Raw genomic sequence first — 16,196 nt, forward strand, 5'->3', positions numbered from 1 at the left:
GGATCCCGTTCCCATGTCTGCTACACCCGGCCGGATGATCTTTCCGCCGGGTGGCTTTGGCAGGACGTCAGCCGTTGCGGAACGTGTAGGCATAGCCGTTGATGGCCGGTGCGCCGCCGAGATGGGCGTAAAGCACCTTGGAGCCTTCCGGGAAGTAACCCTTCTTGACCAGGTCGATCATGCCCTGCATCGACTTGCCCTCATAAACCGGGTCGGTGATCATGCCTTCGAGACGGGCGCAGAGCCGGATGGCGTCCTTGGTCTCGTCGGAGGGCACGCCATAGACCGGGTAGGCATAATCCTCGATCAGGATGATATCGTCCAATGTCAGGTCCCGGCCAAGGTCGACCAGTTCGGCGGTGCGCTGGGCAATCTCCAGCACCTGGGCCTTGGTCTGAGTCGGCGTGAAGGAAGCGTCGATGCCGATGACATTGCGCTCGCGGCCATCCTTGGCAAAGCCAACCGTCATGCCGGCATGCGTGGAACCCGTCACCGTGCAGACGACGATATAGTCGAACTTGAAGCCGAGTTCGGCTTCCTGGGCCCGGACTTCCTCGGCAAAGCCGACATAGCCGAGACCACCATATTTGTGCACGGAAGCGCCGGCCGGGATCGGATAAGGCTTGCCGCCCTTGGCCTTCACGTCCTCGATGGCCTCCTCCCAGCTCTGGCGGATGCCGATATCGAAGCCCTCGTCCACCATCTGCACATCCGCACCCATGATGCGGCTCAGCAGAATATTGCCGACGCGGTCATAGACGGCATCTTCGTGCGGTACCCAGCTTTCCTGCACAAGCCGGCACTTGAAGCCGATCTTGGCCGCGACCGCGGCGATCATGCGCGTATGGTTTGACTGCACGCCGCCGATCGAGACCAGCGTGTCGGCATTGGAAGCAATCGCATCGGGGATGATGTATTCGAGCTTGCGAAGTTTGTTGCCACCGAAGGCCAGACCTGAATTGCAATCCTCGCGCTTGGCATAAAGCTCGACCTTGCCGCCGAGATGTTCGGATAGCCGTTCCAGCTTTTCGATATGGGTTTGTCCGAATGTGAGCGGATAGCGCTCGAACTTCTCCAGCATGGGATCCCCTTCTGCTTGTTATGACACGGGGAAACGCTACCATCACACGCATGAAAGGTGCTCTCAAAGTTGCGTTCGATATTTCCGGTTTCGCACTAGAACATCGAATAGATGGGCGATAGCTTTCATTCTTATATTAATTTTCGGATGATTCTTTCATGGCCCCGGAATTGGACCGCATCGACCTGAAAATGCTCCGCCTGCTGCAAAACAACGGCCGGCTCAGCAATGCCGAATTGGCGCAGATGGTCGATGTCAGCGCCGCAACCTGCCATCGCCGCACGCAGCGGCTTTTCGAAGAGGGCTATATCCAGTCGGTCAGAGCAATGGTCGAGCCGCAGAAGGTCGACCGCGGTGCGCTGGTTATGGTCGGCGTTGTGCTAGATCGCTCGACGCCGGAAAGCTTCGGCGCCTTTGAAAAGGCGGTCGCCAAGCTGAACTTCGTGCTGGATTGCAATCTGGTTGCGGGCGATTTCGATTACTTCCTGAAGATCCGCGTGCGCGACATGGCGGATTTTAACCGCATCCATGGCACGCAATTGATCGCCCTGCCCGGCGTGCGCCAGACCCGCACCTTCTTCGTGATGAAGGAAGTGGTGGACAATGCTCCGCTGAACTTTTGACAAATGCTTTCCCGCCCTGGACCAGGCCGGGAGAATGTCGGGCTCAGATGCTGGATCGAACTAAGGTCAAGTGGCCACCGGTTGAATACGTTGGGCGGCGAATGAACATGAACTTGAATAGGGCCTATTCGTAACGCAAGGCCTCAATCGGTGGTAGTCGAGACGCCTTGAGCGCCGGATAAAATCCGAACGAGATACCAACCAGAGCCGCAAAGCCGCTTGCCAGCAAGATGGGCTCGATCCTCAACGCCGTACGCACATTGAATACACTGTCGGCGACGGTCGCGCCCGTGATCCCTAACAAGATGCCGATCATCGCGCCGAGCATCGAGAGCGTCACGGCTTCGACGAGAAATTGTGACAGGATATCCTTCGGTGCGGCTCCGATGGCGGCGCGAATGCCGATCTCGCGCGTACGCTCGACCACCGACACGAGCATGATGTTCATGATGCCGATACCTCCGGTCAGCAGCGAGATCGAGGCAACAGAAGCGAGTAGGATCGTTAGTGCCGACGAGGACGCCTCCTGCAGCTTTCGGAACTCAGTCATGTCGGTGACGCGGAAACTGTCGTCCTGCCCGACGGCCAAACGGTGGCGATAGCGCAGAGCTTGACGGATATCGCCTTTTGCTGGCTCCAAAGCGATGTCGGGCTCGACCTTGATGGCAATGGCGCTCACGGACTGTGACCGACCACCTCGGCGGCCGAGCAAATAATTGCGCGCAGTCTTGAGGGGTACGAGGACGATGTCATCGAGGTCCGAGCCGTCAACCGTCTCGCCTTTTGATTCAAGTACGCCGATGACTCGGAAACTCAGATGATTGACGCGAATGTCGAGACCTACCGGATCAGCATCGGAAAATAGCTCAGTCGTAACCGTATTGCCGAGGATGGCGACTTTAGCGCCGGCGTCCACTTCATCGAAACCGAATGACCGGCCGCTAGCGATGTCCCAATCCTTAACGTTGAAAAAATCGCCTGTAACCCCAAGGACCCAACTCGACCAATTCGCGCCGCCGTGCACCATCTGCGCCCGCACTCGGACAATAGGCGCGGCTTTGATGTGCGTGAACTCGCGGGCGATCGCAACCGCGTCCTCGTCTGTGAGCGACAGTCTCCTGCCGGCGCCGGTACTGACACCGCTGACGAAAGTGGAAGCGGGGTTGATAGTGAACGTGTTCGGGCCAAGCTTTTCAATGTCCTCCTTAATTCTCTGCTGCGTGCCGGCCCCGATCGCAATCATGACAATCACCGACGCGACGCCAAAGACGACGCCCAACGTCGTCAGGACGCTACGGAGGGCATTGGCACGGATTGCGCGCCAGGCCTCCCGGACATTGAGGACGTTTCTCATTGGGCCGCCCCGACTTGCCCAACCGCTGATGACGCATCAGAGATAACCCGCCCATCCGTTAGCGTGACAATGCGGCGCATGGCGGAGGCGACCGCCGGGTCATGCGTGACGAGCAGCAGGGTCACACCCGAGGCGTTGATCTCCTGGAGCATCGTCATGATCGTTTGGCTCACCGCCGTGTCTAGCGCGCCCGTCGGCTCGTCGGCCATGATAATTTTCGGCTTATTGGCCAGCGCACGGGCAATCGCAACCCGCTGCTGCTGGCCACCCGACAACTGCGAGGGAAGGTGATGGGCGCGGTCATCCAGGCCGACGAGTTCGAGCAGCTGCATGACGCGTTCGCGCCGGGCCGCGCGGCTCCAGCCGCCGGCATAGATCAAGGGTAGTTCAATGTTCTCGAACGACGTCGCGCGCGCCAGCAGGTTGAAGTTCTGGAAGACGAAGCCGAACAGGTGCCTGCGCAGGGCCGCCATCTGCGACATGGACAGACCGCTGACGTCGGTTCCGTCAAGCATGTAGGAGCCCGAGGACGGCGGGTCGAGGCAGCCCAACACATTCAGCAGGGTCGACTTGCCGGAGCCGGACGGGCCCATAATTGCTAGCGCTTCGCCCTGCTCCACGCAGAGGGAGATGTCGACTAGCGCGTCTATATCGATGTCTCCGATGGGATATCGTCGCGATAGCCGCGAGGTTGCAATGAGCGACGTCATTGGAACACCCCAATGAGGCGCTTGGCGGATGACTCCTTGCGCACGACCGGACGAACGCCGACCGCAACCTGGTCTCCCGGCGCAAGTGCCTCGCCGATGATCTCGATCATGTCGCCGTCTGTCACGCCCAGCTTCACGTTGACGGGTTGTAGCTCGCCGTCCTTTTCGAGCCACAGCACAGCAGCGTCCGGTACAGGTGGCGCTGACTGCCGGAAGCGCATGGCGGCAGCAGGCGTCTTGAGTACGTCGTTACGCTCGGTGACGATGATGCGAGCGGTTGCCGTCATGCCCGGCAGCAGCACGAGGTCGGGATTCGGAGCCTTTACGACAACAGTGTAGGTAACAACATTCTCCGATGTGGTGGGTGAAAGACGTACCTGCTCTACGCGGCCCGCGAAGCTCCGCCCAGGATAGGCATCGACGGTGAACTCGACGCGAAGTCCGGGGCTGATGCGGCCGATCGCCGACTCATCGATTGACATGTTGACCTGCATGTCGCGCAGATCCTGCGCGATGGTGAACAGCGTCGGCGCCTGCAGGCTCGCAGCGACAATCTGGCCGACTTCGATGCTTCTGTCGACCACGACCCCATCGACGGGCGAGCGGATGCGGGTGCGTTCCAGATTGGTTTGGGCTTGTTTCAGCGCCGCTTCGGCGCGCTGTACCATCGAGCGTGCTTCAAGCAATTGCGCGCCCCCCAATTGCTTCACCGCTTCCGCCTTGTTGCGGTCGGCCAGGGAGCCGGCACCGTGGTTGAGGAGGCTGTCGCTGCGCTCGAATACCGCTGCCGCTTCCTTCGCAGCGACGTTCGCCTTCAGAAGCGCGGCGTTGGCCATGCCAACCTCGGCACCAGCCTGCACGACGGCGGTCTCGAAAGAGATCGCATCAAAGGTGGCGATGACATCGCCGCGGCGGACGGGTGCGTTGAAATCCGCGAAGATCTGGTCGATCTGTCCGGAAATCTGCGTACTGACGGTCACCGTGGCAACAGGCGCGAGTTGGCCGGTGGCGGTGACAGCGGAAATAAGATCCCCGCGCTCGATGGCGGCGAAACGGTAGACGCTTTCTTGCCTCGGCGAAGGATCACTCGCCCAGGTAGCGGATACGGCGATGGCCGTGACTTGCGACGTGGCTTGCGAAAGGATCGCCGAAAGGATCGCCGACAACTGGCCGGCGATCCACTCCGGAGAGACTTCCGCCGCAAGTCTTGCGTGAACCCCCGACTGCTGCTCGCCTGTCCGCCTGCTGCTGGCTGCGTTGAGCGCCAGCGCGGCAGCGAATAATGACCCAATCGAGACGAAAGCGCCCAGTAAGACCCATCTGCGCATACTCGTTCGTCCCTATGAGATGCCCTCCCGAAATTCGGGAGGGGCGATTTATACGGTTCGCTCGTCGGGGTTCTTACGTTGTGTCCCTACGCTGGTTCGCAGAGGCTATTATCGACCTGCACCTGGTCGCTTACAGTCGTCTCATCAAACGTTCCGCGGGTGTTTCCAGTCTGAGTATGCGTCCACTGGAAAGTATTGACAGTCACCGTTTGTTGGAAGCATGCTTTCACATTGCCGCTTTTGCCTGCAGTCTCTGCCTGGAATATCGTATTTGTCGTCGTATTAATTAGTGCCGGTTCCCAAGCAGCAAAGGCCGTTCCAGTGGCTGCTGCGAACATCGAAGCGGCGAGTAACATTGTTGTCTTCGTCATCTGCTTAACTCCCCATTTATGGCGGATGCGCCATCTATGGCGGATGCGCCCGGCTATGGCGGATGCGCCCGGCTCTATTCCGAGCAGCCGCCGATCTCACCCCCACTCGTGACCGCCGGCATCCTCGCCCCACAATCCCGCAGCGTCATCTTTCTCGGACAAGGAAAGGCGAGCAGCACAGACGCTCGGAGCCACGGCACAAGCAATGGTTCTTTTGCGCGAGTACCTTTCTCCAGTAGCCGCAAGGGAAGACCTCTTATATTCGGACGGACAGGCGCGCGCGTCTATATGCACTTGGATAGTGTTTGAGGTTTCTTTCGATAGTAATCGATGGATACGCCGAGGGGCAGCACGCACGGGAAACCCCACCGTTGCAGACGTGCTTACGGATGCCGGCGGCGCAGAAGCGATAAGGTTTGCGGAAAATCTCTCCGTCATCATAAGCGGAAGCCGCGAAGCGGCTGTCCGGAAATGACAGCGAGCTTAGCCAAGTTCTGCAGTTGTGCCTGGTCGACGAGCCAGCCGCGGAATCAAGACCAATCGGTTAATCGGTTTCGCGGCGGGGGGGCTTCATCAATCTGCGCGCATACTCCAGCCATCGATAGCGCAAGCTGCGTTCTGCCGCCGAGGTGAAGCTTCTCGTAGATATGATGCAAGTGCATCTTCACGGTGCCTTCGCACAGCTGGAGTTCGCGGGCGATTTCCTTGTTGTGCAAACCTCGCGATACGAGGTGGGCGACGACAGCTTCCTGCGACGTCAGGCAGTTCACATTCTGTGAGCGCCGTTCCGCCATCGCGAGATGGTGCAAGAGGTCGGGGTCGATCCACTTGCGGCCGTGGTGCACGCTGTCGACGCAGTCGACGACGCTCGTGGCGCAGGCCGCGTTCGACAGAATCCCCTCCACGTCGAGGCTCAGCAGATCCGCGGCCGTAATCGCCTCCCGCTCATCAAGCAGGAAGATGATCGCCACAGAGCGGTGGCGGGTCCGAAGTCGCGACACCGTTGTCGCAGCCTCCTGTCCCGCGACGTTTTCCGCCAGCGCGACAATGTCCGGGCGATAGGCTTCTACGGAAAACAGGAGATCATCTTCGTGCGAGCAGCACGCGACAACGTGATGGCCGCCCGCTTGCAAAAGGGCCCCGAGCCCGGCACTTACGATCTCGTGATGGTTGGCGATTACCAGCGTGGCCATCTGATTTCCCTCAGGAATGGAACAGGAGGGCGTGCTGCCCGATTCCGACATTCGCTTCAGATAAGCACACCTTTGTGCCGATGAACGTAGCGTCTACGGCCTCGCACTCCTGCTGAGACGACGACACTGCAAGAACAGCGGTCGAAGCGAACGCAAAGAGCGACAACGACGCGATGGTCAAGATCATTGGCATGCGTGCCATGGCGCCCTCCCCCCTTTGGTGACGCTGGTCGGGAAGGTGAGGCTCAACCCAAGACTCGTATCGAGATAGGTCCGAACGAAGCCTGCAGGGGAGGAGTACGCCACATCCGTGTCGGTAAAGCCGTGGTCGCTGTTGGCGGTTGGTAGCCCAGTGGTCTGGTCGTTGACGGTCTCCTCGTTGAGAATAAAGGTAATCGCCATTGCCGTCCTCCCTATTTGCGTGGTCTATCCCGTCGGGGCACGCGTCCTCGACACCACGTACCGGGGTAACTGTTAAACAAGGCTTGCGGGATATGCGGCACGGGGGCCGAAATATAAGACCGTACCTCCTGGCGCTCTTCTGGATGTGCAACATTTTTCCACAAGCGCGCCAACCGACCCTGAGTGGACCTCGCGGCGCCTCCCCTCTAGCCCCCTGATTCATAATCGGCAACTAAATTAGCGTTACCATATCGTCGCGGTAATATATATTAGCTGTTACTTATTTTAGCGGTCTTACTATATTGCCGCAATCCAATTTTCTTCAACTGAAAGACTTTCTGGTGTTGCCATCCGTAATAAACTGAATTTCCAGAAAATTCTGAAGCATGTCGTTCTCCCTTGTCAGCCAGACTGGGACTGTATTGGCGCTGGAAAGAGGCCACCTCTGGCGCTGGCCTCAGCCTAAGAACCACCGCTCTAATCCGAATTATCGGCCGATTCTGATGTGTGAACTGGCTTGATCCCATGCTCATGACGCGCAGAGGCAACAATGAGGATGCCAAGCGGCAGTTGACGCCCATCGTCTATCGTCCTCCACCTCATCCAGAAGGTGGTGATCGGCAAGACGCCCGGCCATCAGCCGGCAACCTGCAGGTACACGGCCTGATCGCGTCTTCGCCAAGGCGCAGGAGGTCGACGGCAATGACGATGGTCCTGACATATAGCTTCACCCCAACAGGGTCTTCTTGAGGCGATGGATATGCCCGGCGCCAATGCCGCAACAGCCGCCGATTATCGTTGCACCAGCCTCCGCCCAAGAGCAGGCAAAGCGCGAATAAGTATCATCGTTCAGATCATTGCGGGTGGTATGGAGACCCTCATTGGCGCCGGAATCATTTTGCTCCCCTTCGAAGGCATTGGCATAGACACCGATCTCTACCGTGGAGCCCCTGTCCTTGAATACACGAGACCCTGTTTCGACCGCCGCCCGCATGACTTCTGGCTTGCTGCAGTTGAACAAGAGCGCATGCGCCCCGGACGAAGCTGCCCAATTCGCCGCATCGTCGACCCGCTCGCCGGAACGCAGCTTCGGTTCACCTCCTCTTACCTGTGCCTCGTCATCGGCCAGCGTGAACGAAATCCAGAACGGCTTCCCGTTTGCGGCGACTGCAGTGCGCACAGCCTCGCCCTCGGCGATCAGGCTGAGGGTTTCTCCAAGCCACACGTCCACGAAGGGATTGAGCTGTTCAACTAGCACCTTGAGATAGTCCTGGACCCGCAAAGGATCAAAGTTTTGGGGTTCGTAGGACCCGAAGATTGGCGGCAGCGAACCAGCAACCAGTACTTTCCGATCCTTGACGGCATCGGCGGCTTGGCGTGCCAATTTGCCCGAGAGCGCGGTAAGCGCCGCCCCTACCCTCTGAAACCGCTCCTCGCCAATGTGGAAAGGCACCAGCGCATAGCTGTTGGTAGTGACGACGTCCGAGCCGGCGGCGATGAATTCTTCGTGGACCTTTCGGACAATGTCTGGCGAATTGACTAGCGCCAGTGCCGACCATTCCGGCTGCTTCAGTTCGGCACCGAGGCGCAGAAGTTCGCGGCTCATGCCGCCGTCGAGAATGCACAGTCTGCTCATGGATGGGTCTCCGTAAAGGGAATCAAGAGGCGGCAAAGCCTGGTCGCGGTTGGCGGTGATGGAGGCCGCGGTCTCGAGCCGATCGGCAACCGCAAGAGCCTCCGGCGGATGGCCTTCATGCATTCATTTCTGCCAGCATGGCGAAACCGTTCGGATAGGTGTGACGTCATGACCGTTCATTCCCCAATCGAAGTCAGCGTCGTGACGGCACTTGCGCCTCAAGACGACGAAAGGCGTGGGCGATGATCGCCGTAAGAATGAGATAGAAGACGGTAACGACGATCAGCGGCTCATAGACGAGCAGCGTGTCCTGGCGCACCTTGCTCGCCACCGCGTAGAGATCCATCACTGTGACGGTGAATGCGAGCGGCGTCGCTTTGAGCTGCATGACGATTTCACCACCGATTGTCGGCAATGCGATGCGAATGGCGCGGGGCAGCCAGATGCGCCGGATCAGCGTGAAGGGCCGCATGCCGAACGCTCGGCCGGCTTCCAACTCGCCCTTCGGTACTGCGAGCAGCGCTCCGCGCAGCACCTCTGCCTCGTAGGCGGCATAGTTTAGCGTAAAGCTCACCGCCGCGAAGAAGAAGCCCTCACGCAGGATCGGCCAGAACAGGCTCAGGCGAAGGCCGGGGATCATAGGCAGCAGCGCACCGACACCGTAATAGAGGAGCCAGAGTTGGATGAGCAGAGGTGTGCCGCGGAAAAAGGTGCAGTAGCCGCGAGCGAGATATTGCGTCAGCGGACCGCCGCTCACCTGCGCAAAGGCGAGGCCGATCGCGACGACGAAGCCGAGGGCGACCGAGATCACCAGCAGCAGCACCGTCTGCCCGGCGCCTGCCAACAGAAGCGGCCAATAGGAGACTATCCATGAGAAGGTCATGCCGTGTGCTCCTCATGAGGCTTCGGCTGTCCGCGCCGCACATGACGCTCGATCAGGTTGAAGACGATGTTGGAGACGAGCGTGATGGCAAGATAGAGAAGGGCCGATGCCAGGAAGAAGATGAAGTAATGCTTGGTGCTCGCGCCGGCCAGGCGAGTGGCGAGCGCCAGTTCCTGATAGCCGACAACTGCAACCAGCGCGCTGTCCTTCGTGATCGACATCCACAGATTGGCAAGGCCCGGCAGGGCATTTGGCAATAACGCCGGCAGGATGACGCGGCGGAAACGCAGCATCGGCCCCATGCCGAAGGCCTTGGCTGCGTCGATCTGGCCAACGGGGATGGCGAGGATCGCGCCGCGCAGCACTTCCGTCACGTAGGCGCCCTGCACGAAACCGAGCACGGCGACGGCGACGACGAAGCCGTTCACTTCGATCGCAGGCAGATTGACCGCGGTCAGGAGCCGGTTGAGGCCGTCCATTCCCGCATAATAGAGCCCGACGATCAAAATCAGTTCCGGAATGGCGCGGATAGCTGTCGTATAGAGACTGAGCAGCAGGCCGAGCGGCCTGTTGCCGGAAAGCTTGCCAAACGCGCCTCCTGTCCCGAGCAGCAGGCCGATCAGGAATGCGCCGACGGAGATGGCGATCGTGGAGGCGGCGCCCATAAGCAGGGTTCCACCCCATCCGGGCGGATAGGGGGAGAGGAGATCTAGAACACCTTGTGGGGCATCAGCCATCGATTGGGTCGCTTACTTTGCGCCATAGATGTCGAAGTCGAAATACTTCTTGGTGATTTCGTCGTATTTGTCGTTGGCACGCACGGCAGCGATCGCGGCGTTCAGCTTTGCCTTGAGCTCGGTATCCTCCTTGCGCAGGCCGCCGGAAACGCCAGCCCCGAGAATCACTTTGTCGTCGGCAACGTCGCCCATCTTCGCGCAGCAGTCCTTGCCGGCGTCACTCTTGAGGAAGGCATCAAGGGCAAGCGAATCGCCGAACACATAGTCGATGCGGCCCGCGGCGAGATCCTGGAATGCCTCGTCAAGCGTCTGATAAGTCTTCTCGTCGGCGACATCGGCAAAATACTTCTTGTAATAGTCCGACTGAATGGTCGAGACCTGAATGCCGATGGTTTTGTCCTTGACGTCATCGGCCGCAGCACCCGGCTTCTGGTCCATTGGGCCGATCAGGGTGCTCGGGGTGTTGTAGTACTTGTCGGTGAAGTCGATGACCTTCGAGCGCTCTGCGGTGTTCGACATCGACGACCAGATGACGTCGAACTTCTTGCTTTGCAAGGCCGGAATGAGCCCGTCCCAGGAGAGCTCGACGATCGAGCATTTCTCCTTCATCTCGTCGCAGACGGCATTCATCAAGTCGATTTCCCACCCTTGCCACTCACCGGAGGCATCCTTGGCGAAGAAGGGTGGGTACGATTCGTTCATAATGCCGAAGCGGACCTCGGCCTGAGCCGTGATAGCGGAAAGAGCAAGCGTGGTGCCGGCGAGAAGCAGGGCGAGCAGTTTCATTCGTGGAATTCTCCTGTTTGGATTGTCTGTCATGAAGCGGTGCATCAATGCGTAAGCATGCCGGTGAATTCCCGGCAGCGGGCACTCAAAGGGGCGTCGAAAATCTGTTGAGGCGGACCCTCCTCCTCGATCCGTCCCTGACGCAGGAAGAGAACGTGGCTGGAGACGTCGCGGGCAAAGCGCATCTCATGGGTGACGAGCAGCATGGTGCGGCCCTCCTCCGCAAGGTCGCGAATGACCTTGAGTACCTCTCCGACCAACTCGGGATCGAGTGCGGAGGTCGGCTCGTCGAAGAGCATGACTGCTGGATCGACGCAAAGTGCACGGGCAATGGCGGCGCGCTGCTGCTGACCGCCGGAAAGAAACGCGGGATAGGCGTCGCGCTTTTCATAAAGCCCAACCTTGTTGAGCAGTGCTTCGGCCTTCTCGACCGCCTCGCGACGGTCAACGCCCATGACATGGACCGGCGCTTCGATGATGTTCTCAAGAACGGTGCGATGTGCCCAAAGATTGAAGTTCTGGAAAACCATGCCAAGGCCGGTGCGCAGCCGCTCGACCTGCCGCCGGTTCATCGGCTGCATCTTCCCGCTGCGGCTGCGTTTCAAGATAATTTCCTCGCCGTTCACGACGATGCGGCCCCGATCGGGCATCTCCAGCAAATTGATGCAGCGCAGGAATGTGCTCTTCCCGGAGCCCGAGGAACCGATGATCGAAATCACGTCGCCTTTACGGGCCGTTGTCGAAATGCCCTTGAGGACTTCATGTGGGCCATAGCTCTTGTGAAGATCATCCACACGAAGTGCCTGGGGAGACGATTCTGTCATGCGCGGTACCGGTCCAAATAATGTTCGGAGAATATCGCGGATGGACGCGGTTTTTACGCGCAAATTATGATTGTTTTGCATATATAGTGCAGAAATCTATTTCTGATGCATTTAATATGACATAACGTCCGTATCGCCGGGTAATTTCGCCGCCGAAATGGAGGAACAGGGATGGAAAGACTGGATGCCTTTGATCGCGACATTCTCGACATCATTCAGCGCAATTGTCAGCTGACAGCGGAAACCATCGCCGAAAAGGTCGGGCTTTCGACCTCGGCGGTGCAGAGGCGGCTGAAACGCCTACGCGAGGACGGCATCATCAAAGCGGAAGTAGCCGTCGTCGATCGCAAGGCGACGGGCACGCCGATGGTGTTCATCGCCGGATTGGAGATCGAGCGTGACAACTACGATGCACTCGCGAAGTTCCGCCTCTGGGTGGAAAAGCAGGATCACATCCAACAGGTTTACTATGTGACCGGAGCGGTGGACCTGATCGCCATTGTCACGGCCCGCGATGTCGAACATTACGACGATATCGCGGCCCTGATCATGAAGGAAAACCCGCAGATCCGGCGCATGCATACCAATGTAGTGCTGAGGGACGTCAAGCTAGGCCTGTTGGTTCCGCTGAGCGGTTGCGATGATCCAAGCAGATAGGCGACCAGAGCGGCAGATGCTTGAGCGCCTCGGCGTCGGAGGCCAGATCTAAATCCATGACGTCGAGACCGGTCTTCGTCATCGATGGCGTTGAAGTGCCCGGCCGCCGACCACCCGCCGAGGCTTGCGCGCGGTGATGCCGGAAGGATCCAATGCTAGCCGTGTGCTTGGCATTAAACGCAAGAAAGCCCTCCACGATGGGAGGGCTTTCTTGTTGGTATAGCTCGTAAATTTTGGTTGCGGGGGCAGGATTTGAACCTGCGGCCTTCAGGTTATGAGCCTGACGAGCTACCGGGCTGCTCCACCCCGCGTTATATTTCTGTTCTTTGTTCAAAGCGGAACGGACCGCTTTGAGGGCGGCCCGTTTTGCTTGGCTTAGGGCCGTTAGTTTGGTGTTGAGAAGATTGTTAGTTGCGTTTTGCAGACCTGGCAGCGACCGACTCTCCCGCGTCTTGAGACGAAGTACCATGGGCGCTGGGGCGTTTCACGGCCGTGTTCGGAATGGGAACGGGTGCAGCCACCCCGCCATAACCACCAGGTCAGCGAAGCGCAACTAATTGAGAAGCTGGTACAGGAGTGATTTGTCACTCGTGTTTTGTTTTGAACACGTATCGATGGTCATCGGCGCCTTTGGCGCGTTGATGAGCATGGTCAATGAGAACGATCAAGCCGATCGAGCTATTAGTACCGGTAAGCTTCATGCATTGCTGCACTTCCACACCCGGCCTATCAACGTGGTCGTCTTCCACGGCTCTGATAGGGAACACTCGTTTTCAGGTGGGTTTCCCGCTTAGATGCCTTCAGCGGTTATCCCTTCCATATGTAGCTACCCTGCTATGCCCTTGGCAGGACAACAGGTCCACCAGAGATATGTCCATCCCGGTCCTCTCGTACTAGGGACAGATCCTGTCAATATTCCTACACCCACGGCAGATAGGGACCGAACTGTCTCACGACGTTCTGAACCCAGCTCACGTACCGCTTTAATTGGCGAACAGCCAAACCCTTGGGACCTGCTCCAGCCCCAGGATGCGATGAGCCGACATCGAGGTGCCAAACAACCCCGTCGATATGGACTCTTGGGGGTCATCAGCCTGTTATCCCCGGCGTACCTTTTATCCGTTGAGCGATGGCCCTTCCACGCGGGACCACCGGATCACTATGACCGACTTTCGTCTCTGCTCGACTTGTCAGTCTCGCAGTCAGGCGGGCTTATGCCATTGCACTCGACGACCGATTTCCGACCGGTCTGAGCCCACCATCGCGCGCCTCCGTTACTCTTTCGGAGGCGACCGCCCCAGTCAAACTACCCACCATACACTGTCCCGGATCCGGATAACGGACCGCGGTTAGACATCCATGACGATAAGGGTGGTATTTCAAGGATGGCTCCACGGAAACTGGCGTCCCCGCTTCAAAGCCTACCACCTATCCTACACATGCCGACACGAATGCCAGTGTAAAGCTATAGTAAAGGTGCACGGGGTCTTTCCGTCTGACCGCAGGAACCCCGCATCTTCACGGGGAATTCAATTTCACTGAGTCTATGTTGGAGACAGCGGGGAAGTCGTTACGCCATTCGTGCAGGTCGGAACTTACCCGACAAGGAATTTCGCTACCTTAGGACCGTTATAGTTACGGCCGCCGTTTACTGGGGCTTCAGTTCAAAGCTTGCACCTCTCCCTTTAACCTTCCAGCACCGGGCAGGCGTCAGACCCTATACGTCGTCTTGCGACTTCGCAGAGCCCTGTGTTTTTGATAAACAGTCGCTACCCCCTGGTCTGTGCCACCCCATCTCACTTGCGTAAAATGGGGTCACGCTTCTTCCGAAGTTACGCGTGCAATTTGCCGAGTTCCTTCAACATAGTTCTCTCAAGCGCCTTGGTATACTCTACCTGACCACCTGTGTCGGTTTCGGGTACGGTCTATACGGTGGAGCTGTTTCCTGGAACCGCGTCCCTGCAAGATCAATCCAATAAGACCTTACAAGTTGAGCAATCCGTCACTACCACCAGGCCCACGAATATTAACGTGGTTCCCATCGACTACGCGTGTCCGCCTCGTCTTAGGGGCCGGCTAACCCTGCTCAGATTAACTTTAAGCAGGAACCCTTGGTCTTTCGGCGAGAGGGTCTCTCACCCTCTTTATCGTTACTCATGTCAACATTCGCACTTCCGATACCTCCAGGATGTCTCACGACTGTCCCTTCACAGGCTTACGGAACGCTCCGCTACCACGTGTATTGCTACACATCCTCAGCTTCGGTGCATGGCTTCAGCCCCGTTACATTTTCGGCGCAAAGACCCTTATTTAGACCAGTGAGCTGTTACGCTTTCTTTAAATGATGGCTGCTTCTAAGCCAACATCCTGGTTGTTTTGGGATCCTCACATCCTTTCCCACTTAGCCATGACTTGGGGACCTTAGCTGGAGGTCAGGGTTGTTGCCCTTTTCACGACGGACGTTAGCACCCGCCGTGTGTCTGCCGATTAGTACTCCCCGGTATTCGGAGTTTGGTTAGGATCAGTAAGACGGTGAGTCCCCATAGCCCATCCAGTGCTCTACCCCCGGGGGTATTCGATCGACGCTCTACCTAAATAGATTTCGCGGAGAACCAGCTATTTCCGAGTTTGATTGGCCTTTCACCCCTAGCCACAAGTCATCCCAATCTATTGCAACAGATGCGGGTTCGGTCCTCCAGTTGGTGTTACCCAACCTTCAACCTGCTCATGGCTAGATCACTCGGTTTCGGGTCTAATGCAACAAACTAAATCGCCCTATTCAGACTCGCTTTCGCTGCGCCTACACCTACCGGCTTAAGCTTGCTTGTTACACTAAGTCGTTGACCCATTATACAAAAGGTACGCCGTCACCCTTTCAGGCTCCGACTGTTTGTAGGCATCCGGTTTCAGGTTCTATTTCACTCCCCTTGTCGGGGTGCTTTTCACCTTTCCCTCACGGTACTTGTTCGCTATCGGTCATGCACGAGTACTTAGGCTTGGAGAGTGGTCTCCCCATGTTCAGACAGGATTTCTCGTGTCCCGCCCTACTCTAGGACAATCAAAGTATCTACGCGTACGGGGCTGTCACCCGCTACGGCCAAACTTTCCAGAATGTTCCGCTTTAACTTCAATTGCCACTGGCCTGGTCCGCGTTCGCTCGCCACTACTTGCGGAGTCTCGGTTGATGTCCTTTCCTGCAGGTACTTAGATGTTTCAGTTCCCTGCGTTCGCTTCTNACTACTTGCGGAGTCTCGGTTGATGTCCTTTCCTGCAGGTACTTAGATGTTTCAGTTCCCTGCGTTCGCTTCTTACACCCTATTTTATTCAGGTGAAGATACCTTATTATCGATACTTGGAAACCATTTCGGTTCTCACTCACGCTTGTCCCGCACGTTCCGTGCAGCGCTGCGTGAGCGCGCCGGACGACCGGCGACGCGCGACCGCCCTGTATTGCTGCCAAACCCGAACATCGAGCAAGGCACCCATACAGGCCGATAGGCCGTCGGCGATCGTTCGCCGTCAAAAGTCGGATCGAAGATCCGACAACCAAAATGATTTCCCAAGTATCTTAAGGTGGGTTTCCCCATTCGGAGATCCATGGATCAAAGCTC

The 16,196-nt window shown here is 57.9% G+C and carries 14 protein-coding genes, 1 tRNA gene and 2 rRNA genes; 2 read left to right on the forward strand and 15 right to left on the reverse strand.

Annotation, left to right across the window (positions count from 1 at the left end):
• Positions 1 to 67: 67 nt before the first annotated feature.
• Positions 68 to 1,081 carry a 1-aminocyclopropane-1-carboxylate deaminase gene (locus BN1800_RS01715; RefSeq protein WP_027511977.1) on the reverse strand — a complete coding sequence of 338 codons (1,014 nt, stop codon included), beginning with the start codon at positions 1,079 to 1,081 and terminating at the stop codon, positions 68 to 70.
• A gap of 158 nt (positions 1,082 to 1,239) precedes the next feature.
• Between BN1800_RS01715 and BN1800_RS01720 the strand changes: the two genes are divergently transcribed.
• The gene (locus BN1800_RS01720; RefSeq protein WP_086993819.1) at positions 1,240 to 1,704 is read left to right on the forward strand and encodes an Lrp/AsnC family transcriptional regulator; all 465 of its coding nucleotides are present in this window, start codon (positions 1,240 to 1,242) and stop codon (positions 1,702 to 1,704) included.
• A 124-nt stretch (positions 1,705 to 1,828) separates the two neighbouring features.
• Here the strand turns inward: BN1800_RS01720 and BN1800_RS01725 are convergent, their stop codons facing one another.
• From BN1800_RS01725 to BN1800_RS01775, 11 genes are all read right to left on the reverse strand, one after another.
• On the reverse strand, positions 1,829 to 3,058 hold the full coding sequence (locus BN1800_RS01725) for an ABC transporter permease (RefSeq protein WP_086993822.1): 1,230 nt from the start codon (positions 3,056 to 3,058) through the stop codon (positions 1,829 to 1,831).
• Positions 3,055 to 3,768 carry an ABC transporter ATP-binding protein gene (locus BN1800_RS01730; protein ID WP_086993825.1) on the reverse strand — a complete coding sequence of 238 codons (714 nt, stop codon included), beginning with the start codon at positions 3,766 to 3,768 and terminating at the stop codon, positions 3,055 to 3,057. The genes BN1800_RS01725 and BN1800_RS01730 overlap by 4 nt, the downstream gene beginning before the upstream one ends.
• Positions 3,765 to 5,096 (reverse strand): efflux RND transporter periplasmic adaptor subunit, encoded by a 1,332-nt coding sequence (locus BN1800_RS01735; RefSeq protein WP_086993828.1) that lies wholly within the window; start codon positions 5,094 to 5,096, stop codon positions 3,765 to 3,767. The genes BN1800_RS01730 and BN1800_RS01735 overlap by 4 nt, the downstream gene beginning before the upstream one ends.
• Positions 5,097 to 5,182: 86 nt before the next feature.
• The gene (locus tag BN1800_RS01740; RefSeq protein WP_143533865.1) at positions 5,183 to 5,467 is read right to left on the reverse strand and encodes a hypothetical protein; all 285 of its coding nucleotides are present in this window, start codon (positions 5,465 to 5,467) and stop codon (positions 5,183 to 5,185) included.
• 530 nt (positions 5,468 to 5,997) lie between these two features.
• Positions 5,998 to 6,660: a response regulator transcription factor gene (locus BN1800_RS01745; protein ID WP_179213734.1), complete on the reverse strand. Its 663-nt coding sequence runs from the start codon at positions 6,658 to 6,660 to the stop codon at positions 5,998 to 6,000.
• Positions 6,661 to 6,843: 183 nt separating this feature from the next.
• Positions 6,844 to 7,062 carry a hypothetical protein gene (locus tag BN1800_RS01750; protein WP_086993837.1) on the reverse strand — a complete coding sequence of 73 codons (219 nt, stop codon included), beginning with the start codon at positions 7,060 to 7,062 and terminating at the stop codon, positions 6,844 to 6,846.
• Between the two features lie 727 nt (positions 7,063 to 7,789).
• Entirely contained in the window at positions 7,790 to 8,698 is a 909-nt protein-coding gene (locus BN1800_RS01755; RefSeq protein ID WP_086993921.1) for a homocysteine S-methyltransferase family protein, read from the reverse strand.
• A gap of 193 nt (positions 8,699 to 8,891) precedes the next feature.
• Positions 8,892 to 9,581 carry an ABC transporter permease gene (locus BN1800_RS01760; protein ID WP_086993840.1) on the reverse strand — a complete coding sequence of 230 codons (690 nt, stop codon included), beginning with the start codon at positions 9,579 to 9,581 and terminating at the stop codon, positions 8,892 to 8,894.
• The gene (locus BN1800_RS01765; protein ID WP_086993842.1) at positions 9,578 to 10,318 is read right to left on the reverse strand and encodes an ABC transporter permease; all 741 of its coding nucleotides are present in this window, start codon (positions 10,316 to 10,318) and stop codon (positions 9,578 to 9,580) included. The genes BN1800_RS01760 and BN1800_RS01765 overlap by 4 nt, the downstream gene beginning before the upstream one ends.
• Positions 10,319 to 10,330: 12 nt before the next feature.
• The gene (locus tag BN1800_RS01770; protein WP_086993845.1) at positions 10,331 to 11,104 is read right to left on the reverse strand and encodes a transporter substrate-binding domain-containing protein; all 774 of its coding nucleotides are present in this window, start codon (positions 11,102 to 11,104) and stop codon (positions 10,331 to 10,333) included.
• 44 nt (positions 11,105 to 11,148) lie between these two features.
• Positions 11,149 to 11,928 (reverse strand): ABC transporter ATP-binding protein, encoded by a 780-nt coding sequence (locus BN1800_RS01775; RefSeq protein WP_086993849.1) that lies wholly within the window; start codon positions 11,926 to 11,928, stop codon positions 11,149 to 11,151.
• Positions 11,929 to 12,099: 171 nt separating this feature from the next.
• Between BN1800_RS01775 and BN1800_RS01780 the strand changes: the two genes are divergently transcribed.
• Positions 12,100 to 12,585, forward strand: a complete 486-nt coding sequence (locus BN1800_RS01780) for an Lrp/AsnC family transcriptional regulator (RefSeq protein ID WP_086993852.1) — start codon at positions 12,100 to 12,102, stop codon at positions 12,583 to 12,585.
• Positions 12,586 to 12,819: 234 nt separating this feature from the next.
• Here the strand turns inward: BN1800_RS01780 and BN1800_RS01785 are convergent.
• The 3 genes from BN1800_RS01785 to BN1800_RS01795 form a co-directional block, all read right to left on the reverse strand.
• Positions 12,820 to 12,896: transfer RNA gene (locus BN1800_RS01785), tRNA-Met, on the reverse strand.
• A gap of 113 nt (positions 12,897 to 13,009) precedes the next feature.
• Positions 13,010 to 13,124: ribosomal RNA gene (gene rrf, locus BN1800_RS01790) — 5S ribosomal RNA — on the reverse strand.
• 121 nt (positions 13,125 to 13,245) lie between these two features.
• Positions 13,246 to 16,196, reverse strand: a 23S ribosomal RNA gene (locus BN1800_RS01795); the annotation flags it as partial.

The organism is Rhizobium sullae (assembly GCF_900169785.1).
Classification (GTDB): Bacteria; Pseudomonadota; Alphaproteobacteria; order Rhizobiales; family Rhizobiaceae; genus Rhizobium; species Rhizobium sullae.

Excerpts from the sequence above, each read along its gene's own strand:
- BN1800_RS01715 (WP_027511977.1), bottom strand. The coding sequence starts at position 1,081 with ATGCTGGAGAAGTTCGAGCGCTATCCGCTCACATTCGGACAAACCCAT.
- BN1800_RS01720 (WP_086993819.1), top strand. The coding sequence starts at position 1,240 with ATGGCCCCGGAATTGGACCGCATCGACCTGAAAATGCTCCGCCTGCTG.
- BN1800_RS01725 (WP_086993822.1), bottom strand. The coding sequence starts at position 3,058 with ATGAGAAACGTCCTCAATGTCCGGGAGGCCTGGCGCGCAATCCGTGCC.
- BN1800_RS01730 (WP_086993825.1), bottom strand. The coding sequence starts at position 3,768 with ATGACGTCGCTCATTGCAACCTCGCGGCTATCGCGACGATATCCCATC.
- BN1800_RS01735 (WP_086993828.1), bottom strand. The coding sequence starts at position 5,096 with ATGCGCAGATGGGTCTTACTGGGCGCTTTCGTCTCGATTGGGTCATTA.
- BN1800_RS01740 (WP_143533865.1), bottom strand. The coding sequence starts at position 5,467 with ATGACGAAGACAACAATGTTACTCGCCGCTTCGATGTTCGCAGCAGCC.
- BN1800_RS01745 (WP_179213734.1), bottom strand. The coding sequence starts at position 6,660 with ATGGCCACGCTGGTAATCGCCAACCATCACGAGATCGTAAGTGCCGGG.
- BN1800_RS01750 (WP_086993837.1), bottom strand. The coding sequence starts at position 7,062 with ATGGCGATTACCTTTATTCTCAACGAGGAGACCGTCAACGACCAGACC.
- BN1800_RS01755 (WP_086993921.1), bottom strand. The coding sequence starts at position 8,698 with ATGAGCAGACTGTGCATTCTCGACGGCGGCATGAGCCGCGAACTTCTG.
- BN1800_RS01760 (WP_086993840.1), bottom strand. The coding sequence starts at position 9,581 with ATGACCTTCTCATGGATAGTCTCCTATTGGCCGCTTCTGTTGGCAGGC.
- BN1800_RS01765 (WP_086993842.1), bottom strand. The coding sequence starts at position 10,318 with ATGGCTGATGCCCCACAAGGTGTTCTAGATCTCCTCTCCCCCTATCCG.
- BN1800_RS01770 (WP_086993845.1), bottom strand. The coding sequence starts at position 11,104 with ATGAAACTGCTCGCCCTGCTTCTCGCCGGCACCACGCTTGCTCTTTCC.
- BN1800_RS01775 (WP_086993849.1), bottom strand. The coding sequence starts at position 11,928 with ATGACAGAATCGTCTCCCCAGGCACTTCGTGTGGATGATCTTCACAAG.
- BN1800_RS01780 (WP_086993852.1), top strand. The coding sequence starts at position 12,100 with ATGGAAAGACTGGATGCCTTTGATCGCGACATTCTCGACATCATTCAG.